General features: G+C 56.4%; 18 protein-coding genes. 13 read left to right on the top strand and 5 right to left on the bottom strand.

Annotation, left to right across the window (positions count from 1 at the left end):
* Positions 1-11: 11 nt before the first annotated feature.
* Positions 12-1,874 carry a DNA mismatch repair endonuclease MutL gene (gene mutL, locus Mal52_RS04935; protein WP_145374601.1) on the bottom strand — a complete coding sequence of 621 codons (1,863 nt, stop codon included), beginning with the start codon at positions 1,872-1,874 and terminating at the stop codon, positions 12-14.
* A gap of 429 nt (positions 1,875-2,303) precedes the next feature.
* A complete protein-coding gene (locus tag Mal52_RS04930; protein WP_145374600.1) occupies positions 2,304-2,747 on the bottom strand; it encodes a HEAT repeat domain-containing protein in 444 nt (147 codons plus the stop codon).
* A gap of 202 nt (positions 2,748-2,949) precedes the next feature.
* On the opposite strand from Mal52_RS04930, the gene Mal52_RS04925 reads away from it, so the two are divergent.
* Positions 2,950-3,435, top strand: a complete 486-nt coding sequence (locus Mal52_RS04925; protein ID WP_145374599.1) for a hypothetical protein — start codon at positions 2,950-2,952, stop codon at positions 3,433-3,435.
* Positions 3,436-4,440: 1,005 nt separating this feature from the next.
* Here the strand turns inward: Mal52_RS04925 and Mal52_RS04920 are convergent.
* Entirely contained in the window at positions 4,441-5,730 is a 1,290-nt protein-coding gene (locus Mal52_RS04920) for a Gfo/Idh/MocA family protein (RefSeq protein ID WP_145374598.1), read from the bottom strand.
* Positions 5,731-5,819: 89 nt separating this feature from the next.
* On the opposite strand from Mal52_RS04920, the gene Mal52_RS04915 reads away from it, so the two are divergent.
* The 8 genes from Mal52_RS04915 (at position 5,820) to Mal52_RS04880 (ending at position 14,512) form a co-directional block, all read left to right on the top strand.
* Positions 5,820-6,407: a 5-formyltetrahydrofolate cyclo-ligase gene (locus Mal52_RS04915; RefSeq protein WP_145374597.1), complete on the top strand. Its 588-nt coding sequence runs from the start codon at positions 5,820-5,822 to the stop codon at positions 6,405-6,407.
* Between the two features lie 156 nt (positions 6,408-6,563).
* The gene (locus Mal52_RS04910) at positions 6,564-8,390 is read left to right on the top strand and encodes a UbiD family decarboxylase (protein ID WP_145374596.1); all 1,827 of its coding nucleotides are present in this window, start codon (positions 6,564-6,566) and stop codon (positions 8,388-8,390) included.
* 575 nt (positions 8,391-8,965) lie between these two features.
* Complete coding sequence (gene rimI / locus Mal52_RS04905; RefSeq protein WP_145380546.1) at positions 8,966-9,472, top strand: ribosomal protein S18-alanine N-acetyltransferase; 507 nt, start codon at positions 8,966-8,968, stop codon at positions 9,470-9,472.
* A gap of 242 nt (positions 9,473-9,714) precedes the next feature.
* A complete protein-coding gene (locus tag Mal52_RS04900; RefSeq protein WP_145374595.1) occupies positions 9,715-10,506 on the top strand; it encodes a ferritin-like domain-containing protein in 792 nt (263 codons plus the stop codon).
* Positions 10,507-10,852: 346 nt separating this feature from the next.
* Positions 10,853-12,466 carry an ArnT family glycosyltransferase gene (locus Mal52_RS04895; RefSeq protein WP_145374594.1) on the top strand — a complete coding sequence of 538 codons (1,614 nt, stop codon included), beginning with the start codon at positions 10,853-10,855 and terminating at the stop codon, positions 12,464-12,466.
* Positions 12,467-12,470: 4 nt separating this feature from the next.
* On the top strand, positions 12,471-12,905 hold the full coding sequence (locus tag Mal52_RS04890) for a ComEA family DNA-binding protein (protein ID WP_145374593.1): 435 nt from the start codon (positions 12,471-12,473) through the stop codon (positions 12,903-12,905).
* A gap of 227 nt (positions 12,906-13,132) precedes the next feature.
* Positions 13,133-13,738, top strand: a complete 606-nt coding sequence (locus Mal52_RS04885) for a peptidylprolyl isomerase (RefSeq protein WP_145374592.1) — start codon at positions 13,133-13,135, stop codon at positions 13,736-13,738.
* A 300-nt stretch (positions 13,739-14,038) separates the two neighbouring features.
* Positions 14,039-14,512: a peptidylprolyl isomerase gene (locus Mal52_RS04880; protein WP_145380545.1), complete on the top strand. Its 474-nt coding sequence runs from the start codon at positions 14,039-14,041 to the stop codon at positions 14,510-14,512.
* Between the two features lie 121 nt (positions 14,513-14,633).
* Here Mal52_RS04880 and Mal52_RS04875 read toward each other — a convergent pair whose 3' ends face one another.
* Both Mal52_RS04875 and Mal52_RS29570 read right to left on the bottom strand, forming a co-directional pair.
* Positions 14,634-15,662 carry a WD40 repeat domain-containing protein gene (locus tag Mal52_RS04875; RefSeq protein WP_197534666.1) on the bottom strand — a complete coding sequence of 343 codons (1,029 nt, stop codon included), beginning with the start codon at positions 15,660-15,662 and terminating at the stop codon, positions 14,634-14,636.
* Positions 15,663-15,784: 122 nt separating this feature from the next.
* On the bottom strand, positions 15,785-15,946 hold the full coding sequence (locus Mal52_RS29570; protein WP_197534665.1) for a hypothetical protein: 162 nt from the start codon (positions 15,944-15,946) through the stop codon (positions 15,785-15,787).
* Here Mal52_RS29570 and Mal52_RS04870 point away from each other — a divergent pair.
* The 4 genes from Mal52_RS04870 (at position 15,945) to Mal52_RS04855 (ending at position 21,932) form a co-directional block, all read left to right on the top strand.
* A complete protein-coding gene (locus Mal52_RS04870; protein WP_145374590.1) occupies positions 15,945-18,164 on the top strand; it encodes a S9 family peptidase in 2,220 nt (739 codons plus the stop codon). The two genes, Mal52_RS29570 and Mal52_RS04870, sit on opposite strands and share 2 nt — an antisense overlap.
* 7 nt (positions 18,165-18,171) lie before the next feature.
* Entirely contained in the window at positions 18,172-18,888 is a 717-nt protein-coding gene (locus Mal52_RS04865; RefSeq protein ID WP_145374589.1) for a ribonuclease activity regulator RraA, read from the top strand.
* Positions 18,889-18,926: 38 nt separating this feature from the next.
* Positions 18,927-20,024: a PDZ domain-containing protein gene (locus Mal52_RS04860; protein ID WP_145374588.1), complete on the top strand. Its 1,098-nt coding sequence runs from the start codon at positions 18,927-18,929 to the stop codon at positions 20,022-20,024.
* A gap of 552 nt (positions 20,025-20,576) precedes the next feature.
* On the top strand, positions 20,577-21,932 hold the full coding sequence (locus Mal52_RS04855; RefSeq protein WP_145374587.1) for a sulfatase family protein: 1,356 nt from the start codon (positions 20,577-20,579) through the stop codon (positions 21,930-21,932).
* The last annotated feature ends 241 nt before the right edge of the window (positions 21,933-22,173 follow it).

The following is a 22,173-nucleotide window of genomic DNA, read 5'->3' as shown; positions in this document are numbered from 1 at the left end:
CCCGCACGCAATTAACCCAGGCGGCCAAATTGCCGATCCAGCTGCGCTCGCGACAAAACCAAGGCCGTCGGCCGACCGTGCGGACAATGATGCGCGTCATCCACCAAATGCCGTTGCTCCAACAGACTGTCGATTTCCTCGGGACTCAACCGATGCCCCGCTTTGATCGCTGCCTTGCAGGACATCATATGCAACAACTCATCAATCAAGTCCCGCCGCGTCGGTTTTTCACCCGATCCCGACAGTTGATCGACCACATCCAAAATCAATTGCCGCAAATTCGCCCGCGACAACATGACTGGATACCGCGTTAGCAACACCGTCCCGCCGCCGAACCCCTCAATCCCCAGCCCGAATTGCCCCAATAATTCAGCATTCTCCAACAACAACCCCGCCTCTCCCGCACTCAACTCGATCGTTTCCGGGAGCAACAATCGCTGCGATTCCACATCATCGGCCAACACCCGCCCCCGCAAATGCTCATACATGATCCGCTCGTGCAGCGCATGTTGATCGATCACCGCAATCCCCTCTTCGGTTTCGACCACCAAATAACAATCGTGCACCTGCATCGCCCGCGGGCGTTCACCCGCATGGAAATCGTGATGCGCCGCATCCTGCCGCGTCTGCATCTCCCCGGCCGGAAAATCCGCAGCAGGCGTTTCGGATGCACCAGACTCCCGTTCCTCAATATCGGCCGCCGAGAGTGGAATCGAACGCGGCGGCAATTCCCAGCTTCCCGTCGACTCTGTTGGCTTCCACGCCGCAACCTGTTCCCCCGCCCAAGCCACCAGGTCCCGCTGCGCCTCCGCCCGAACTTCCGGTGTCGGCGCCGCCGCTTCCTCGCGCGGCCCCTCACCCGCCACATTCAATCGACCGTCGAGATCGACGCTCAAAAACTTTTTCCGCAACGTCGACAACAACTGCCGATACAGAATTTGACTGTCCCGAAAACGAACTTCCGATTTCGTCGGATGCACATTCACATCCACCGACTCCGCCGGGACTTCCAGGAACAAAAACGTAATCGGATATCGCCCCACCATCAACAACCCGCGATACGCTTCCCGCAATGCATGATTCAGTGAGCGGTCCTGAATCCAACGTCCGTTGAGAAACAAATACTGCCCCTTGGCGGTCGATTTGTTTTGGCTAGGGTGCGCCACATAACCCCACAGCCGCACTCCCTCCTGTTCCGATTCAACCCAAATCAACTTCTCGGCCAACTCCGCTCCATAGAACAATTCCAACCGGTCGATCATCTTTTCCGTCGCCGGCAGGTCATAAATCACTTTGCGATTGTGCCGCAGCGACAAATGCAACCGCGAATTCGCCAGCGCAATCCGCGTGAATTGCTCAGTGATATGCCCCATTTCCGTCGCCGGCGTTTTTAAGAACTTGCGACGAACCGGCGTATTGCAGAACAGATTGCGAACTTCAATCGTCGTTCCCACCGGGCAGCCGCACGGTTTCGGTTCGCTCAATTGCCCTCCATTCACTTCCAATTCAAAGCCCCGCGGATTCTCCGCCTGTCGGCTTCGCAATGAAAATTGGCTCACTTCGGCAATCGAGGCCAGCGCTTCCCCGCGAAATCCCATCGTATGCACGCTGAAGAGATCTTCAGCGGAGCGAATCTTGCTCGTCGCATGGCTGCTGATCGTCAGCAGCGCATCGTCGGGATGAATTCCTTCGCCGTCATCGGTAATCCGAATCAGCTCACTCCCGCCAGCGGCCACTTCCACTTCGATCCGCGTCGCCAACGCATCGACGGAATTCTCCAGCATTTCCTTGACCACGCTCGCCGGCCGCTCGATCACCTCACCAGCGGCAATTTTGTTCACCACCGCCGGAGTCAATTGTTGAATGCGAGACATGAAATCAGTATTCAGTAAGCAAAATGGCATCGGCAGGAAAAAAAGCGGTGCCGCAACGAACCCTTCAGCCTGTCGCCTCAAGCTTCGTCAAGCACCAACGCACGCGACGCGATCTTACCGACTTCGCCCCCCCGTTACCATCGACACCTCTCACAGTCACCACCACACCGCCAGGATCAACCTCACCGATCGCAATACGAACAGCGACTCCTGAATCGCTTCGTATGATCGGACAACAATCGACTACCGAGACGCCGTAAGCTTCAATTTGCCTGCCGTTATGGTGTAGAAGTTCTGCTGAAAAAATGATGACCTGTAAATACGAACAGGCGGCCCTCGGCAAAATGCCCAGAGCCGCCTGCGTTCGACCCGTTTCCTTATGAACGGAGATGAGTCGCTTCAATACTTCGTCGTTACCAAATCCGTCGCTTACTTCAGGCCAAACAGGTTGCCCAAACCGCGATGCGATTTTTGCGATTGACGCTGAGGAATCCGCGAGGGGAAGTACGCTTCCGGTTCGGCCGGAGGAGCCGGAGCCGGAGCAGCTTCTTCACTCGCGTCGGCCGGAGCCGGAGCGGCGGGGGCAGCACCAGCGGCACCACAGGCAGCCGGGGCACAGCTGTTGCAGCAAGTTTGGCCACAGCTGGTTCCACAGTTGCAGCAATCGTCAACTTCGTATCCGCAGATCTCCAACGCTTCTTCCGCTTGACGGCGGACGCGGCGATCGCAGTCACCCAAGGCACAGGCCAAGGCACAGACGATTTGCTTGTTGCAGCAGCAGGGGTACTTGCGAAGCTGATCGCCAATTTCATCGGCGGCTTGGCGGCGAACCCGCTCGTCGCAATCGTTCAATCCCACAACCAAGGCGCACATGATTTCCGGGTTGCAGACACATTTGAACTTGTTGCCGAGCTTATCAATGGCACGTGCACGTTGACGAGCGTAGCAAGCCGTTTGCGAAACGTAGATGTAGTGCGCGATTTCGCACGGATCATCGTCGCAGCAGATTTGCTCGCAGTCGCAGCATCCACCACCGCAACCGGTGTTGCAGCAGGAGGAAGGAGCACAGCAGCTATTGCCAGCCGGAGCACAGCAAGCGTTGCCGGCCGGGGCACAGCAAGCGTTGCCAGCGGGAGCACAGCAGGCGTTGCCAGCGGGGGCACAACCAGCTTTGTCGCAGCAAGCTTTGTCACAGCAGTTGTTGTCGCACAATTGCTCGCAGCATTTGCAAGGATTCCAGCACGGCTTGGGGCAGCACTTGGGAACGCAAACAACGCGAGGTTGGCAGCACGGCATCGGGGCACAGCAGGACGCCGGGCCACAGCAGCTGTTCGCAGCCGGAGCACAGCAGTTGTTGCCGGCCGGAGCACAGCAAGCATTGCCAGCCGGGGCACAGCAAGCGTTGCCTGCCGGGGCACAACCATTGCCAGCGGGAGCGCAGCACGCCTTAGCAGCGGGGGCACAACCATTACCGGCAGGAGCACAGCACGCCTTGGGGGCGCAGCAATCCGTGGGAGCACATGTGTCGCAGCAAGTCGGCTTGCAGCACGAACGTTGGTAGTTGTAGACCTTGTGACAGGTCGGACGACAGATGACGGGTTTACAACAGATGCGCGGACAGGCCAACGCACAATCACAGCTCTTTGCGGCGCCGCAACAGTCGCTGCTACCATGGTGTCCGCCGAACAAACCGGCCTGAGCCGTTCCGTTCATGCCCAGCGCCAACACCAATGCGCCTATAAGATTCAGCCATTTCATGAGGTTTAGCTTCCTTTCGATCTCTCAATAAAAATCGTAGCTCGTTGTCGATATCCGCGTGGTCTGCGGATCGCTTGGATTTCGTGGGTCGATGCACGTCCGGGAAGGAGTAATGCGAGATATCAGATGCGAAATGGAGGTATCCCATCCGCAGTCAAATCTCGACGCGCAAGTTCCCCTTCGGAGAACAGTTAGTACAGACTGTTCCATCCGCTCAGAATCCTTTCACCGCGCCCTGGTTTCATGGATCTCCCATGACCATCAACGCAATTGCTGTCGCCCAATTCGGCGGACGGCATGCCGGATTCCTTTACGGCTTCACCCACTGTATCGGTGCGCGGCGGATAATCGCTGCAACGCGATTTGCGTGACTCTCCGGCACAGCAGACCGTCGCGCGCCCCACCGATTGTTCCGGTTATACCGAACACGAAACCCACCCCGACCTGACCGCCGAGAAGCTCAGCCACAGACCCCCGTTTGCGATAACTTGGGGCAATTGCCCGCGCCCCTGCCGGACTTGCCACATCATCCGGCTAGGTATGCACTCCCGGTTCTACGGCACAATTTTGTTGCGATATTTGCCGAGTTTTTTTCGCAAGACCTACCGCAACAGCCGGAACCAACAAATCCGTGTCGTCCCATTCGGCGATATAACCGGACCAACCGGCGCAGCTTCACGCCGACGCCCCACGCAGCACACCTGCCACGTCGGAAATAGAGGGGCAAAATCAAAATCCGCCCGCCCAAAGCGCCAAGACGGGAATCAACTCACCAAAAAGACGTTTGAACCAGTTTTAGAGAGCCCGGTCAGATCACCGGCAACTCAAAGCCCTGCCGGTAATCGCGTGCCAAATACCGATTCGCCTCCTCATCGTCGACAAATCGCTCAGCTTCGCCGTCGAATTGCAATCGACGTCCCGTGCGGAATGAAGCATTGCCTAAATGGCAGAGCAACGCCGAATAGTGCCCTTCTTCAATATCCGCAATCAATTCGTTCCGGTCTCGGCTTTTCACGCAATCAATAAAGTTCTGAAAATGCCGCGGCGAATCAACCCACTTCTCGCCCCCAACCGGCCCCCGCTCCCCGCCCTTGTGAAACACGCGATAACCATCGCGGTCGATCATCAAGTACCCTTGATCACCGTAAAAGATGTTGTCGTTGTCCAACCGATGCCCCTGCATGCGATACGGTGTGAAGTCTCGCTGCTCATACACAAACAACAAGTCGTCATATTCCCACGTCACCACCATCGTGTCGGGCGTCTCCTGTGCATCCCCTTTCGAACCCAGCTTGGCCCCCATCGCTGAAACCGACTTGGGAGCCTTCAAACCCAATGCCCAACGTCCCAAGTCGATTTGGTGCACGCCATCGTTCCCAATATCCCCCGTGCCGTACTCCCAATTCCAATGCCAACTGCTGTGGAACCGATTCCGATTGAACGCCCGCTTCTCAGCCGGTCCCAACCACATATTGTAATCCACTCCTGCTGGCGTCGCTTCGTCTTGCCGCTGCGCCAATCGCCCCCGCCGTTGATTATTGATCGCCTTGACCATCAACACCTTGCCGATCACCCCTTGTCTTAATAGCTCCCACGCTTCTTCATAGTGCGGAGCCGCGCGCAAATTCGTACCGTGCTGCACGATCCGATCAAACTTGCGAGCCGCGTTCACTGCCATCCGTCCTTCGGCGACGTTATGAGATGCCGGTTTCTCCACATACACATCTTTTCCCGCCGCACATCCCAGGATCGTTGCCGGCGCATGCCAATGATCGGGCGTCGCCACGGCCAACGCATCCACATCCTGCTGGTCCAGTAATGTGCGAAAATCAGTCACGACCGGCGGACGCTTACCGGAAATCGACTGCACCCGCTCCGCCAATTTCTGCCCCCGCGCCGCATCCACTTCGCAAATCGCCACCACTTGGCTGTCGGGCAACGCGGCAAAATGCGCTGCCAGATTCGCCCCCCGCCCCGCTCCCAACACCGCCACGCCTACCGTATCATTCGCCGCTGCTTTGACCGGCGCGGCAGACGCCAACGTCCCCGCCGCAACCAATGTCGTACCCAAAAAACCGCGTCGATTCATCGCAGACATGACGGACCTCCATTGACGGACGGAATAACACCAGATACCAACAATGCTCGCCTCTGCATCCTACCCGACCACAACAACGGATACAAATCTTGTCCGCACCAACACCACTCGCCAAACCACAGATCCGCCAGCAAGCCCGCGCCGCGCGCCAAGCACTCAACGACCGCCACACACGCAGCCAACAAATCGCCAATCGCCTCCACACTCTCGCCGAATACCAATCCGCACAGACCGTGATGCTCTACGTCAGTGTCCGCGAAGAAGTCGCCACCGCCGACCTCATCACCGCTGCTTTAGAGAACGACAAAAAAGTCGTCATCCCCTATTGCCGCGACGGGGAACTGCAATTGTTTCACCTACAAAATCTCGACGAGCTCACCCCCGGAGCCTACGGCATCCCCGAACCGCCCAGCGACCTCCGCACACAGCCCGACCGCAGCGCCACGACCGATCAACTCGACATCATTCTCGTGCCCGGAGTCGCATTCGATATTCACGGCGCCCGCTGCGGCCACGGCAAGGGGTATTATGATAAACTCCTCCAATCCGCCAATGATAAAACCCCACTCATCGCCTTGGCGTTCGACTGCCAAATTTTTCCGAAAATCCCCACCGAATCGCACGACGTCGACATGGACAAGATCATCACCGAGTCTAGGATTTATCCGGCAGCTTAGCCAAAACCTCCACCACGCCATAAACACCAACAACTTACAAGACGCCAAGCCGCAAAGAGATTTCACAGCCCTCCCCTTCTTCTCTCTGTGTCTTGGCGCCTCTGCGCGAGACCTTTTTTCAAATAACCATCACGAACGAAGAATCATCCGCCTGACATGGGATACCGCACTCTCAAAGCCTGCACCGACGACCTGCTCGCCACCGGGCGGATGATCCGTATCGAGGAACCGGTCGATCCTCATTTAGAAGCTGCCGAAATCCAGCGCCGCGTCTTCGCCGCCGGCGGCCCGGCCATTTACTACGCCAACGTCACCGGCAGCCCGTTCCCCATGGTCAGCAACCTGTTCGGCAGCATGGACCGCGTACGGTATATCTTTCGCGACACGCTCGAAGCGGTTTCACAGCTTGTCCGTATCAAAGCCGACCCCTCGACCGCTGCCCGGCACCCGTGGAAGTCCTTCCGCGCCAGCCCGACCGCACTCAGCATGCTCCCCCGCAAAGTCCGTCGCGGTCCCATACTCGAGCACACCACCACAATCGATCAACTTCCACAACTCAAATCCTGGCCCGACGATGGCGGCGCGTTTATCACCTTGCCGCAAGTCTACACCGAACACCCCGACACGCCCGGTATCGCTAAATCCAACCTGGGCATGTACCGCGTGCAACTCTCCGGCGGCCAATACCAACCCAATACCGAAATCGGACTGCACTATCAAATCCATCGCGGCATCGGCGTACATCACGCCGCCGCGATTCGCCGGGGCGAAAAACTTCGGGCCAATATCCTCATCGGCGGCCCCCCCGCCATGAGCGTCGCCGCCGTGATGCCCCTTCCTGAAGGTCTCCCCGAACTGTACTTCGCCGGCGCGCTGGGCGGACGACGCGTGCGCATGGTCCACGGCGCACAACCATTGCCGATCCCCGCCGAAATCGATTTTTGCATCAGCGGCTACGTCATCCCTGAGCGAACCCTCCCCGAAGGACCCTTTGGCGACCATTTGGGATACTACAGTTTAGCGCACGAGTTTCCCGTGTTCTGTGTCGAAAAGGTTTATCACCGCGACGGCGCCATCTGGCCTTTCACCGTGGTGGGACGCCCCCCGCAAGAAGATACGCTATTCGGCGCTCTGATTCACGAAATCACCGGCCCCATGATCCCCACTGTCCTGCCGGGAGTCCGCGCCGTAAACGCCGTCGATGCCGCGGGCGTGCATCCCTTGCTGTTAGCCATCGGCAGCGAACGTTATGTCCCTTGGGGCAGCGATTCTGCTCCGCAAGAAATTCTCACCCAAGCCAACGCCATTCTCGGACAAGGTCAAATGTCGTTGGCAAAGTATCTGTTGATCGTCGCTGAAAACGATGCCCCGCAACTGGATGTTAACGACATCCCCGCTGTCTTCGCGCACCTACTCAGTCGTATTGATTGGCGGCGCGATTTGCATTTCCAGACTCAAACCACGATCGACACGCTCGATTATTCCGGCAGCGGCCTGAATCGCGGTTCCAAAGTAGTGCTGGCCGCCGCTGGGGAACCGATCCGCAAACTGCCCACCGAAATTCCCAGCGAGTTGAACCTCCCCGAGGGCTTCACCAATCCGCGCCTCTGCCTACCCGGCGTCCTGGCAATCACCGGCCCCACTTTCCAAACCCGCGAGGCCGTCGACGCATTCTGTAATCATTTTTCCGCCGACGCCCCCATCAATCAATTTCCACTCATCGTGATCGCCGACGACAGTGAGTTCACCGCTCGCACACTCAACAATTTCTTATGGGTCACATTCACACGCTCCAATCCCGCGGCCGACATCAATGGAATTGGTAGTTATGTCCAAGATAAACATTGGGGCTGCCACGGCAGTTTGGTCATCGATGCCCGACGCAAACCGCACCACGCGCCGCCGCTGATTGAAGATCCAAACATCACCGCACGCGTCGACGCGCTCGCCACTTCCGGCGGTCCCCTGAGCGGAATTCTCTAACCGCCCAGCGCAACCATGCGACAATAGGAAAACGGCGGTTGCAGACTTGTCTGCAGCCTCCGCACAGTCCATTTGCTTCTGAGATAACACAACCAATCAGCCGGTTTGTTACCCTTTGCAATCGATCAATCACGGCTACAAATAATCTCCGCAGATTTGTCTTTTCCTGTTTCGGCAGTTGTGATAGAAATCGCGCTTTCACACTTCGGTTACCAGTTCTCCCCTAAAATCTGAGTTTAGTTGAACCAGCATACGCTGGCCATTTTCCTGCGCATTGCAAGAACGGCCTGCTGGGAATTCCATTCTCGGACTGAACACGATACTATCGTGTTGCGGGTTCAGTTGCCCCACCGGGGGTAATCGTTTCCGTGCCAGCAAAACGGATCAGCTGGTTTCCGTCGTGGTTGGAGGTCAAGCGCGTGTTTGTGTTTCGAAAACGATCGCAACGAAGCGGTTCGCAGATACGCCGGATTTGAAGCCTCAGTAAAGGCAAGGAGGCCGCCGTGAATTCCGATTCCGGACAATACCACAGACAAGGCATTAAAAGCGTCAGCGTCAAAGTCCAAATCCGTTGGATGATTCGGCGAGATATGGCCGAAGTCCTGCGAATCGAACGCGAGAGCTTCGAATACCATTGGACCGAAGAAGATTTCCTCTGCTGCTTACGACAGAGGAATTGCATTGGCATGGTCGCCGAAGTTGACGGGCAAGTCGTCGGTTTCATGATCTACGAATTGCATAAAACTCGTCTGCATATTCTCAACTTCGCCGTCGCCGACGATTTTCGCCGCCAAGCCATCGGCGGACAAATGATCGAAAAGCTCGTCAGCAAGTTGTCGCAACAACGACGCAAAGAAATCACACTGGAAGTCCGCGAGACAAATTTGCCCGCGCAGCTCTTCTTCCAAAACAGCGATTTCGTCGCCGTGGGTGTGCTCCGCGACCATTACGAAGACTCCGCCGAAGATGCCTACGTGATGAAGTACCGCCTCGACCCCGAGGACGCCATGTACAACTTCGCGCCGCACAACCGCATCGCCAAATACGAAAAACTCGCCGACGGACTCCACGAAGAATCCTAACGCAGGTTTTACGTTGTGATCACGGGTTCTGAAAAACCCCCCGTCGCCGACACACAACCGTGCCCTCGGCATGTGTCACAATGACATTACGTTAAAACACGCCTCCCACGGGGCGTGTTTTTTTGCGCCGCTCGATACTCAGGTACCAAACCCTCTCGACCAGCCCCTGCTTCTTACGCTCCTGGTTGGTACACTGGTTATTGCACTGCCGCAAACAAACTCAACTCGCTGCCCACGAACTCATGGAAATACGCGACTTCGCCCAACGAATTCTGCAATCCGACAGTTTGGCCGAAAAACTTCAGCCGCTGGAGGGCCCCGCGACGGATCGGATTCCCGGCCCACCGCAGCGTTTTCCGCTCCCCGCTCGCCCGGCCCACCTGAAATTCGCCGGCCGTAAAGAAGCGCCCGCCATGCCCGCGCCGGCCGCGTTTCGAGATCCCGCCAAACGCGCCGTCGCCCACCATATCATGGCCAACCACGAACTCCAGGCCCTGGAAGTCATGGCATTTACGTTGTGCGCCTTTCCCGATGCGCCGACCGAATTTCGACACGGCATGCTGCCCATCATGGCCGATGAACAACGCCACACCCGCATGCATGCCCAGCGACTCGAAGAATTCGGCATGACATTCGGAGACCTTCCGGTGAACGGATATTTCTGGCTCAAAGCTCAGGATTTCCAAAGCCCACTCGACTACCTCGCCGGTTTACCGCTCACCTTCGAGGCGGGCAATCTCGATCACACCATCGAGTTCGAGCAAGCCTACGAAGCTGCCGGCGATAAAAAAGGCGCCGGAATCATGCGCGCCATCCACCAAGACGAAATCGGACACGTCGCCTTTGGCATCCATTGGCTACGCGCCTTGAAACCAACCGACCAAACCGACTGGGACGCTTATATTGACCACCTTCACTGGCCGCTCCGCCCCGAAAAAGCCAAAGGCAAAGCCTTCCAACGCCAACCCCGCCTGGATGCCGGCCTGACGGACGATTTTATCGACCAGATCCAACACGCCGGAAGCGATGGCTGATGTGAGTCGCTTTACAACAGTAGACAGTAGGCGGTAGACGGTAAAAAACGGCAGCTGCAGGAACTGTTCCTTTGCTTCTACCAAAATCTTCGCCTTCCTCCCTCCCCCCGCCTTTGCTATAAACTCGCCGAACCAACTGCGACGTCCATTTGCCGAACTGCGCCGGTTCAACTCTTCGGAATCGAGATCCGAGTTCGCCCGATTACCGTTGGAGAATTCTTTGCAATTCGCTTCGTGGAATCAAACAGGCAAAGAGCCCTCCCTTCGAAATCTCGAAGGTATACCCGAATTCTTCATAGGGAAGCCCTTCACGCAAAGACAGCTGGGTCTGATCCTGGCCCTCTTGATGCTGCTGACCGTCATTCCCCGTCTGCTACTGGCCAGGCAAATCTCGGTGATTTGCGACGACGGATACTTTTATCTGTCGGTCGTCGAGATGTGGAAACAAGGTCAGACGGATGCAGCTCTGAACTATTTGAACCTCAATATCTTTCCGTTTATTTTATGGGGACTGGAAAGTGCGGGGCTCGCTTTTCCCTGGCACTTCAAGATCTGGGGCATTTTGATCTCCGGTCTCACCGTGTTGCCACTCTTTGGGTTGGTCCGTCGTCTATTCAATGACCGTTGGGCCACCATTGCCGTCCTGCTGTTCGCCATGCATCCGGAGTTAGTCAAACTCTCCGTCGAACCAATTCGCGAATCGACCTACTGGTTCTGTTTTATATTGGCGAGTTATTTACTGCTGCGCTGCGCGACATCCCGCGATAATATCGCTACTCCCATCGCCGCTGGCCTCGCCACGGCTTGCGCTATCCTCACACGTACCGAAGGTTGGACCTTGATCCCGCTGGCCTGCTTCTGGCTGTTCAGCCTAGCTCCTGCAACTGTCTCCCGACTGCGGCAAACCCAACGCATCGTGATCGTTTTGGCCATGATCCCGCTTTGCATGTTCGCCATGAACCTCACACTGCTCGCAGAATACCCCCACTGGCAATGGGGACGCTTTGATCGGGTCCCCAAAATTGTCGCATGGATGCAATCACAAGTATCGCCCACGAATAATCCTCAAGCCAAAACAATGGCAGCCGCAACGCAATCCCGCCCGCGCCTCTCCCACTCCACCACTGAGACCGACAACTCATCAAGCAATCTGAAATCAATTGAGAAGCGCGCCGATGAAAAGGCGATCTGGTTTGAATTCCTCAACAAGTTCAGTGAAAGTTATGAATATTTCAATCTAGTCTTGTTGATTGTGGGACTGACGCAGTGTCACCGTCTCTTGCGATCACGCACCTATGCGCCGTTGCTCATGATCGCAGCGGCCATCCTGCTCGCCGTGTTGGTCCTGCTCGTTCAACACCGGAATATCAATGGACGGTATTTTCTGTCCGTGTTCATCATTACCTTGCCCATCCAAGCAGCGGGAGCCGCTTGTTTAATTCAGATCATCCAGTCCGTCGCCCTGCCGAAGACGATCAGTCACCATCAAAAACTTGTCGTCACCGCTACGTTCGTGCTCAGCGTCTCTCTGATATTTTGGTTCGAAGCACTCACCAGCCGCCACGAAAGTCGCGTGGCACAAGCGAATTTGGGAAAATACCTACGCACGACCTTCGGCCCATTTGAAAAGGTCGAAACCGATCGGAAATCTGGACGCGTCGGATTTCACACAGTCGGGAAAATGCCCAACATCCTCTACAATACAATTCAGAAAAAATACACCCACCCCGATTTGCTTATCCTGGTACGCCCCGTCCGCGCAGCTCACCGCGCACGCGCGCACCGAAGCGGATTAAGGGAGATCCCACTGCACGATTTACCCCAGTCTGAGTTCACCGCATTCGTCCACCCCTCACGAATCCATCAGAATTCCGCATCAAAAGCACAACCGCATATCGACGGCGAAAACGGAAATCAACCTGATCCATCAATCACTGGTCGGTCGGAGGTCTTGCGTTAACATCATGCCAGATCCCTCCGCTGATCCACAAATGGACAACACCGACAATTCGACTGTTGATTCCGCTGGTAGCCGCTCAATCCTCGGCCTCCATCGCAGCGATCAAGTCTTCGTCGCCGTCATGCTCGCTGCGCTGGTGATCTTGTCCTTTGTCTATTGGACGAAGCTCAGCGGCTGGGGGCAAAAACCGGTCGAAATCAAGCGGTTGCCGGCACGAGAATATGACTTCCGCCTCGACATCAACAGCGCCACCTGGGTGCAATGGGCACAGTTGGAAGGTATCGGCGAAGTGCTAGCGCGGCGAATCGTCGCCGACCGCAACCAACAGGGCCCCTTCGCCACCGTCGACGACATCCAACGCGTCAACGGGATCGGCGCTAAGAAACTCGACGCGATCCGAGAATGGCTGTACGTCACCCCCGCAGCGGACGACGAATAAGCACCGAGACCGCTCTAAATGTTTTCCAGTTGTGCAAAGTCAAACCGGAAAATTCGGGTGCCATTGGCTTCGCCAGTGCAATGGAACTCAGTCAAGTATTTGAACTGCCCCGCGCAATGCCTTAACGCCGCAGGGGCACTCTGCTAAGATCCGGATGATCAGTTTTTATCCTGGACGCTCAACAGGCGTCGGTTATCATTTGAGACTCTTCCACAAAGGTTCATTCCATGAATCCAACCCTCACGCGCCGCGCGCTGCTGCTTTCCACGCTATTTCTCACAAGCATCGGATGCGGAGAGACTGCGACTGAGGGAGAACCGATTATTGAACCCACCAAAGTCGACAAACCGGTGATCGCCGAAATCGTGACCAATCGCGGGACCATTCGTCTGTGGCTTGATGGCGACAAAGTTCCGATGACCGTCGGAAATTTCGTAACGCTCGCCGAAGACAAATTCTATGACGGACTGAAATTCCACCGCGTGATCCCCAACTTCATGATCCAAGGGGGAGATCCCCAAGGTGACGGAAGCGGCGGGCCGGGTTATAGATTCGCCGATGAATTCCACCCCGACTTAAAACATGACAGCGCCGGCATTATTTCGATGGCCAACGCCGGCCCCACCACCAACGGCTCCCAATTCTTCATCACCCACAATGCCACTCCGCACCTCGACGGCAAACACTCCGTTTTTGGACACGTGATCGAAGGCCAAGACGTCGTCAACGCCATCCGCAAAGGGGACATCATCGAATCAATCACCATCGATCGAAACCCCGCACAGGAACCGGCGGCCTCGGAAACTGAGACAGAGAAACCGGCTGAGGAATAATCCGCCTCACCGGCAGATTTCCCGTAAAAAACGGCGTTTTCAGCCCGTTTCAAGACGTCTTACCCCATTTCGCCGCTTGTGCTAAACTCCGCCCTCCCAGGAGAGACCGACGGCGCATGGTGGGCCATCGGCACAGGCAAAGCCCCTGAAAGGACTCGGGTTATGAAGCGGACGATCACGGTACACACGCGCTTAGTGGGCGCAATGCTTGTTTGCGCAGGAATCATCACTAGCGCCGGCTGTTCGTCAGCAACGCGAGACGCTTCACTCGAGTCCACCGATCTCGGACCGGCCAGTGAAATGCGACAAACTGCCGCTCCGATCGGAACACATACAGCCGTCATAGAAACCACCCGGGGGAAAATCAAACTCGCGCTACACGCCGACAAGACTCCCAACACCGTCGATAATTTCACGCGACTGTCCCAGGACGGTTTTTATGATGGGCTGATCTTTCATCGCGTGATCCCCAACTTCATGATTCAAGGGGGCTGCCCCGACGGCAAAGGCACAGGCGGACCGGGCTACGAGTTCGACGACGAATTCCATCCCGCCCTGACGCATGACGGGCCAGGCATCCTCGCCATGGCCAATTCCGGCCCCAACACAAACGGATCACAGTTCTACATCACACACACATCCACCCCCCACCTGAATGGAAAACACACCGTTTTCGGACGCGTCGTCAAAGGCCAAGACGTGGTCAATGCCATCAAAAAAGGTGACAAAATCGAACGCATCACAGTCACCGAAAACCCCAGCAACGCTCAATAACGCCAGTCTCCCAGAAAGGCGTGAGGAAACAGGCGTAAGAATAGCCAAATCAACGCCCCCCACCCCACCACTGGCCACCGTCCACTAACCACCGGCCACTTTTCTGCCTACTGCCTACTGCCTACTGCCCACCGCCCGGCACCTTCCACAACCGCACCGACTTGTCGTAGCTCGTCGTGACCACCTGGGTGCCATCCGGCGAAAAGGCCACGTCCGTCACACGGGCGTCGTGCGCCTCGATTGTCTTGAGGACTTTCCAGGTCGCCGTATCCCACAACAGGATATTGTTCTTCCCTTTGAACCGCCCCCCGCCGGCGGTCGCTAGGATCTTGCCGTCCGGAGAAAAGGCCAGCGCATTGACCGGACGCGAATGCCCTTCCAGCATTTTGACTGGCTTGCCGGTCGCGGTCTCCCAAACACGGACCGTTTCATCGGTCCCTCCGGTGACGACCTGCTTTCCATCCGGCGAAAAAACAATACCGTTGATCCCGCGCGTATGCCCGTTTAAGGTGGCGCGAACTTCTCCGGTCGTCGCATCCCAAATGTAGGCGGTCCCTTTTTTTCGTGGTTGTTCCGCATCGCCGTCGGTCGAAGCGACCAATGTGCCATCGGGTGACACGGCAATAGATGTCGCCGGTAAACGATGATTGGCAAACGTCAGTCGCTCCCCGCCGTCTGACACGGACCAAATCCGCACCGATTCATCTTCCGCCGCCGTCGCCAACCACTGGCCATCCGGCGAAAACGCCACGCCCCGTACATAACCCCGCTGCCCTTTGAAAACGCGCGACTCGCCTGTTGCCGGATCAATCACCGTAACCGACTGATAACTCCCCGCCGCAATCAATTTCCCATCGGGCGCATAGGCCAAGGCATGCACGAAACCGGTGTTCAAGTCGATGGACCTTCGCTCACCCTCCTCAGCCAGTTCCACAATTTCAAGCTTTTCATACGTCCCCACGGCCAGCGATTTGCCATCCGGCGCAAACGCCACCGCCGTCGTCCATTCCGGAAAACCATCCCAACTCCGCTGCGGTTTTTCAGTGGCCGCAGGTTGCTGCAACGGCGAACGCTGCGCCAACGCCACCCCTCCGCCAAGACTGATCACACCGGCCAGGAATACCGTGAAAAAAAGATTCGCCTTACTCATGGTCATCTGTCCTGAGTAATGTCATTGTGGAAAATTGCTAAGTACCAGCTTCAAAACACGGTTGTGCTTGTCAGAGAATCTTTCTTGAAAGCATCTGCGAGACGCATCAGAGGGTTTTGAAACTAATTGAAGTCAAACAAACAGTTCGATCCGCTCACAATACTCAACCGCACCACAAACGGCAATTCCGCTCCACTTGACGCACCGACTGTCGGGAAACGAAAATCAAAGTATTCCAGCGACGTTCCTGCACACAAACACAATTCACTGAAAATAAATAACATGCGCCGATCTCGTCTCCTCTGGATCTTTTTAACCTGCGTGGCAATCCACCAGGGGACCGTTGCGGACGAAATCCCCGCCAAGAAACCGATCACCTTCGACACCGTTTACGGACCACACGCGACACTGAATCCATTCCGCCATCCCACCCCCCGCTTTCAATGGCTGCCCGACGGCGCGCACTTGCTACAAACGCACCGAGGACAATACACCAAAGTCCACGCAAAGACGGGCGACTCTTCCCCGTTGTTCGACCCCACACAACTGGCGCAGGGACTAGAATCACTCTCCGATATCGATGAATCAACCGCCCGCAAATTGGCGAATAAATCGCACCTAAAATTCAACCCCGCCTACGATGCCGTATTGATCCCACATACGGACCGTCTCTACTTTGCCAAACTGGACGGCAGTTTCGCTTGCCGATTGACAGACGCGGCCGGAACCGCTGAGTTAGCACAGTTCGGGCCTCACGGAGAATCCGTCGCCTTTGTCCGCGACAACGACCTTTACACCGTCGATCTGGCGACACAAGCGGAGCAGCGATTGACGACCGATGGCAGCCAACTCATCCGTAACGGGAAAGCCGACTGGGTCTATTGGGAAGAAGTATTCCATCGACAGTTCCGAACCTTTTGGTATAGCGGCGATGGCGCACAGATTGTGTACCTGCAGTTCAACGACACACCGGTGGCGCCCTTCAGCATTCCCAACAACGTTCCGGATACCCAACGCATCCACGAAATGCGCTATCCCAAAGCCGGCACGGCAAACCCCCTGGTCCAAGTCGGCATCGCTTCCCTCGCTGACGCAACGGTCCGTTGGGTCGACCTCAGCGCATACCCGCCCGAAGATCGATTGGTCGTCCGCGCCGGTTGGCTGCCCGACCACCAAACCGTTTACCTGTTTCTGCAAAACCGCGCGCAAACCTGGTTGGATCTGCTTGTCGTCGATCCCAGCAGCACAACGCCCCGTCGATTGTTTCGGGAAACCACCGCTGCTTGGGTAAATAACCTCGCCCCGCCCCATTTCCTCGCCGACGGTTCCTTCCTCTGGGAAAGCGAACGCTCGGGATGGCGGCATCTCTATCACTACACCGCCGACGGCCAACTCCGCCGCGCCGTCTCCGCCGGACCATGGGAGGTCAGCGAAGTCCACTTCGTCGATGAACCTGCCGGCGACGTTTATTTCTCAGCGGCAAAAAAATCGCATCTCGAAGACCACCTCTATCGCGTTTCCCTCGACAGCGGCAAACCGGTGCAATTGACGACTGCCGACGGTTCCCACCGTATTCGTTTTTCTCCAAGCGGCGGCGGTTATCTCGATACGCATAGCTCTCTCGAACGTCCCCCGACGACAGAAATTTATAACAGTGATGGCCAGCGAATCCGCGAGTTACACAAGACCGACACATCCGACCTCAACGAATATCAATGGAGCACACACAAAACGGTCTCCATCGAGACCGGTGATGGCGGCACGCTCGATGGCAGTCTCATGCTGCCGGCCGATTTCGATGCCTCGCGGCAATACCCTATCTGGATCAAAGTCTATGGCGGCCCCCATTATCCCACGATCCGCAACCGCTGGACAAAAACACACCGCTTATTCGATGAAGTCCTGGCCACATCGGGCATTGTGATTCTTCGCGTCGATCCCCGCTCCGCTTCCGGCTCAAGCGCGCAAAGCGCCTGGACCGCCTACCGTCGGCTCGGCGTGAACGAACTCCGTGACTTGGAGCACGCCATCGATTGGTTGAAATCGAAATCCTGGGTCGACCCCCAGCGAATCGGACTGGGCGGCCATAGTTATGGCGGGTTTTTGACTGCCTTCGCCCTGACCCACAGCCAGTCTTTTGCCGCTGGTATCGCCGGTGCGCCGGTGACTGACTGGCGAAACTACGACACGATCTACACAGAACGCTACATGAACACCCCCGCCGCCAACCCCGCAGGATACGACGAGACATCCGTCGTCAAAGCCGCGAAAAACCTACACGGCCGGCTGCTCCTGCTGCACGGCATGCTCGACGACAATGTCCACCTGCAAAACACGACGCAATTGGTCAACGCGCTGCAACGAGCGGACAAAGATTTCGAGCTAATGCTCTATCCCCGCGCCAAACATGGGATTCATGGTGCACACTATACGCGAACAACGTATAATTTCATCATCAAGACCATGCTCCCCGAACAGACTCCCTCCCAACTGCAAGATTAACATCTCCATGCCGGAACAAATCACGATCAGCGACGAGACTTGGGAGCTGTTGAAAACTCCCAGTACCGCCACACTGACCACCGTGCTCGCTAAAAAAGGGCTGTGGAACACCTTTTTAACAGGCGTCCAACCCCTCGCCGCTGGGCAACGCATGGCTGGTCGCGCGTTTACACTGCGCTATATCCCCTCCCGTGAGGATTTGGATACGTCGCTCAATTTCGACAACCTGACCGATCCGCAACGACTGGCCATCGAAAAAGTTGGCCCGGGAGAAATCCTCGTCATCGACGCTCGTGGTGATGAACGAGGCGGAACCATGGGAGCCATTCTGGCAACACGTATGCAGGTCCGCGGCGCAGCTGGGGTCGTCACCGACGGCGCCTTTCGCGATTCTCCCGTCATCGCCCAATGCGGCATGCCTGCTTATGCCCGCTCCGCTCACGCCGCCACCAACAAAACAATCCACCATCCCTGCGATTTCCAATTGCCGATCGCCTGCGCGGGTGTCGCGGTCTACCCCGGCGATGTGCTGATTGGAGACGACGAAGGGGTCGTCGTCATTCCGCCACATCTGGCTGAGGAGGTCGCACGCGAAGCGGCTGCCCAGGAACATCGCGAGGATTTCATCATCGACAAAATCCGCAGCGGAGCGTCACTGGTCGGGACATACCCGATGGACGAACGAACACAAGCCGAGTATGAACAAACATTGCGTGATCAGTGACGCGTCGCGACGTTTCATTTCAAAAGGTATTCCCGAACATGACGTTTCGAGATCAACTGCTTCTGCTGACAGCCTTCATTCTGTTGTTTCCGTTGCCCCTACTGGGCGACGACGAATCGACTCAGCAGTCCGCCATGATTCAACAAGATATCGCGGCGCTGAGCAGTGATAACTTCGCCGAGCGTGAAGCTGCCACAAAACGGCTAAAAACCCTGGGTCGTCCAGCAATTGCCCCGCTAGCCAAAGCCGCATCGAACGCGGAACTGGAAACCACGAACCGCGTTCTACAAGTTCTCGCATCGTTTTACGACAACAACGACGATGCAACGCTCGATGAATTGGATGCCGCTTTAGAAGAACTTGTCGAATCAGCGGAACCCTCGGCCGCGCGACGCGCCGCGGCAGCCATCGCAGTCCATGCCGACGACCGTGATCGTCGCGCCATTAAAAAACTTAAGGAATTGAAGGCCATGGTTCTTCCTGCGGGGATTAACGGCCCCAACGAGGACATCGGCGGTCCGCTGCAAATTTGGATCGACGATCAGTGGCAAGGGGGCGACAAGGAACTGCGACAGTTTCGGCGTCTCCGCCCCGGCCGGCTACAGGCTGTCTACCGCGTCCAAGACTGCCCCGCCTCACTGGATGCCGTCCGAAAACTTGAACAACAAATCCCCAACTCAAGCGTGCAAGAACGTGGAGCGGCTTGTCTGGGTCTCCAAGCGGGTCCCCCCAAAGCACGCGGGTTTGAAATCCAAAAAGCCACACCAGAAGGCTCTATCGCTGCCGCCGGAATTCGGGACCGTGACGTGATCATTAAATACGCAGGGCAAGTCGTCGATAACTTTGAACAATTGGTCGAGATGATCAAAAAAAATAAAGTCGGCGACACAGTCAAGGTCGGATTTCTCCGCCAGATGAAAAACGATGATAATATTGATGAAGAGGTTGAACTCTCCGCCGATGTCCGTCTAAAAAGTTGGCGGGAATTCTTCCAGGACAAGAAACGCAATGAACGGAAAAAAGCCGCGGGCGTAACCATTCCCTCCAAACCGATCCCCACTCCTTTCCCCACCCCAAAGGCAAAACCCACCCCCAAACCAACTCCTAAAAATAATGAGTCGCTCGATAAAAAATGAGGGACAGGTGTACCCTTGATTCGCATCGGTTATTTTTGATTGGTGTTGTTTGCCCAAACCGATGTTGACCTGCCTGAGTGGATTTTGTTATTCCCCATCCCCCGCTGCTACTCAGAAAAAAACTCAACGACAAACGGCGGAGATGTCGATGTAGTCAGTTATCGTCGACGGCATCGGACGGGCAAACGAAAGTTTGATCGATGACGACCGGGTTTCAAAATGCCGTCGCGATTTTTATACTATTCGGTTCAAGTCATTCGTCTCGCATTCCGGCGGAGGGACCAAATTTTTTGCGTTGGCCGGGGTCACTAATCGGTGTTCGCCTAGCGGAGCCGGACCCTCGTCATTCTCGCAGCGACTCGACCGTCGCCATCGACCTATGACCTGAACCTTGGCCGCGGCCTTCCAAATTTGAGAAGGCCGCGGTCCTTTTTTTTGCGCATCGGCAAGTCGCCTCATCCGGTAGACAACCGCCACCATTTCCGGCTCTAATAGAACTGCAACGTTTTCCTTTCTTGCAGACTATTACCATTCTCGGAACTGAGGCCGTTCATGCTTTCCGTCAAACCAACCTGCACAATTGCGGTCATCTTTCTGGCCATCCCCCTGTTCACGTCGCCGTGCTCGTCCGCGGAAACAGACCGCCCCCTCAATGTGATTCTCTTCTTCGCCGATGATCTCGGCTCAATCGATCTGAACTGTTACGGCTCGACCGATTTAAACACGCCTCACATAGATGACCTTGCGCAGCGCGGCGTGCGGTTCACGCAATTTTACGTCGCCAGCCCCGTCTGTTCGCCATCGCGGGCCGCGCTGATCACCGGCCGCTATCCCCAACGCGCGGGCGTCCCCGGCAATGTCCCCTCTCAACCGGGCCACCGTGGCATGCCGCCCGAACAGGTTACCCTCGGCGAGATCCTCAGCGGCGCCGGTTACAAAACCGCGCTTATGGGAAAATGGCACCTGGGAACCTTGCCCGACTACCATCCCAACAGCCAAGGCTTCCAAGAATTCTTTGGCCACAAAGCGGGTTGCATCGACAACTATTCGCACTTCTTCTACTGGGCCGGCCCCCATTTTCACGACATGTGGCGTAACCGCCAAGAACATTGGGAGCAAGGCACGCATTTCAGCGACCTGATCGTGCGCGAGTCAGAGCAGTTTCTCGAAGCCAATCAAGACAAACCATTTTTGCTGTACGTCCCGTTCAACATCCCGCACTACCCCATGCAAGCCGCCGACCGGTTTCGTGAAATGTACGCCGACCTCCCCGAACCGCGCCGCTCCTATGCCGCCATCACTTCTCACATGGACGATGCCATCGGCCAGATTATGGCCAAGGTCGATGAACTCAAATTGCGAGAGCGGACGTTGGTGATTTTCCTGAGCGATCACGGACATTCTACCGAAGAACGCGCCAATTTCGGCGGCGGTAATGCCGGTCCCTATCGCGGCGCAAAATTCAGCGTGCTGGAAGGGGGCATCCGCGTCCCCGCCATCGTCAGCCTGCCGGGAATCATCCCCGAGGGACAAACCCGTGACCAAGTCGCGGTCAGCATCGATTGGCTTCCCACGATCGCCGACTATTGCGATGTCACCTTGCCCGACCGCACCTTCGACGGCCGCAGCATCAAATCCGTGATCCACGATCCGGATGCTGCGACGCCTCATCCGACATTTCACTGGCAACTCGGCCACCAATGGGCCGTGCGCGACGGCGATTGGAAACTGGTCGTCAACGGCAACGACACCCAACACAAAACCCGCCTCGAAGGCAACGACCGCATCTTCTTGAGCAACATGGCGGTCGACGTCACCGAAACCAATAACATCGCCGCCCAACACCCAGACATCGTCACCCGCTTAACCAAACTCCACAAACAATGGGCCGCGGAAGTCACCCCATAAGGCGCGTCGCGACACACCTTTCGATGTCGGCCGAGAGTTGAACCGCTCTAAATAAAGGCCGCGCGCAAAGACGCAGAGCCGCAAAGAAGAAAAGAGAGAAAACTTGGAGTCTGTGCTCTTTAACTCTTCACGTTGCAAAAGGATACTTTTGCGAAGTGCAGTGTTGAACAACACTATTGGGTCACGCGTAGCACGGAAGGAATCTGAGGCTCCTAGGTTTTAAAGAACACAAATCCCTTTG

Origin of the sequence: Symmachiella dynata, assembly GCF_007747995.1 — a bacterium.
Classification (GTDB): domain Bacteria; phylum Planctomycetota; class Planctomycetia; order Planctomycetales; family Planctomycetaceae; genus Symmachiella; species Symmachiella dynata.
The sequence above is the reverse complement of the archived record's forward strand: the minus strand, read 5'-3'. Positions and strand labels throughout refer to the sequence as shown.

Coding starts and splice junctions, on each gene's coding strand:
- mutL (WP_145374601.1), bottom strand. CDS start 1,874: ATGTCTCGCATTCAACAATTGACTCCGGCGGTGGTGAACAAAATTGCC.
- rimI (WP_145380546.1), top strand. CDS start 8,966: ATGATTCGGCGAGATATGGCCGAAGTCCTGCGAATCGAACGCGAGAGC.
- Mal52_RS04875 (WP_197534666.1), bottom strand. CDS start 15,662: ATGAGTAAGGCGAATCTTTTTTTCACGGTATTCCTGGCCGGTGTGATC.
- Mal52_RS29570 (WP_197534665.1), bottom strand. CDS start 15,946: ATGTTATTTATTTTCAGTGAATTGTGTTTGTGTGCAGGAACGTCGCTG.
- Mal52_RS04920 (WP_145374598.1), bottom strand. CDS start 5,730: ATGTCTGCGATGAATCGACGCGGTTTTTTGGGTACGACATTGGTTGCG.
- Mal52_RS04930 (WP_145374600.1), bottom strand. CDS start 2,747: ATGTGCGCCTTGGTTGTGGGATTGAACGATTGCGACGAGCGGGTTCGC.
- Mal52_RS04855 (WP_145374587.1), top strand. CDS start 20,577: ATGCTTTCCGTCAAACCAACCTGCACAATTGCGGTCATCTTTCTGGCC.
- Mal52_RS04890 (WP_145374593.1), top strand. CDS start 12,471: ATGCCAGATCCCTCCGCTGATCCACAAATGGACAACACCGACAATTCG.
- Mal52_RS04900 (WP_145374595.1), top strand. CDS start 9,715: ATGGAAATACGCGACTTCGCCCAACGAATTCTGCAATCCGACAGTTTG.
- Mal52_RS04885 (WP_145374592.1), top strand. CDS start 13,133: ATGAATCCAACCCTCACGCGCCGCGCGCTGCTGCTTTCCACGCTATTT.
- Mal52_RS04895 (WP_145374594.1), top strand. CDS start 10,853: ATGCTGCTGACCGTCATTCCCCGTCTGCTACTGGCCAGGCAAATCTCG.
- Mal52_RS04910 (WP_145374596.1), top strand. CDS start 6,564: ATGGGATACCGCACTCTCAAAGCCTGCACCGACGACCTGCTCGCCACC.
- Mal52_RS04865 (WP_145374589.1), top strand. CDS start 18,172: ATGCCGGAACAAATCACGATCAGCGACGAGACTTGGGAGCTGTTGAAA.
- Mal52_RS04870 (WP_145374590.1), top strand. CDS start 15,945: ATGCGCCGATCTCGTCTCCTCTGGATCTTTTTAACCTGCGTGGCAATC.
- Mal52_RS04860 (WP_145374588.1), top strand. CDS start 18,927: ATGACGTTTCGAGATCAACTGCTTCTGCTGACAGCCTTCATTCTGTTG.
- Mal52_RS04880 (WP_145380545.1), top strand. CDS start 14,039: ATGCGACAAACTGCCGCTCCGATCGGAACACATACAGCCGTCATAGAA.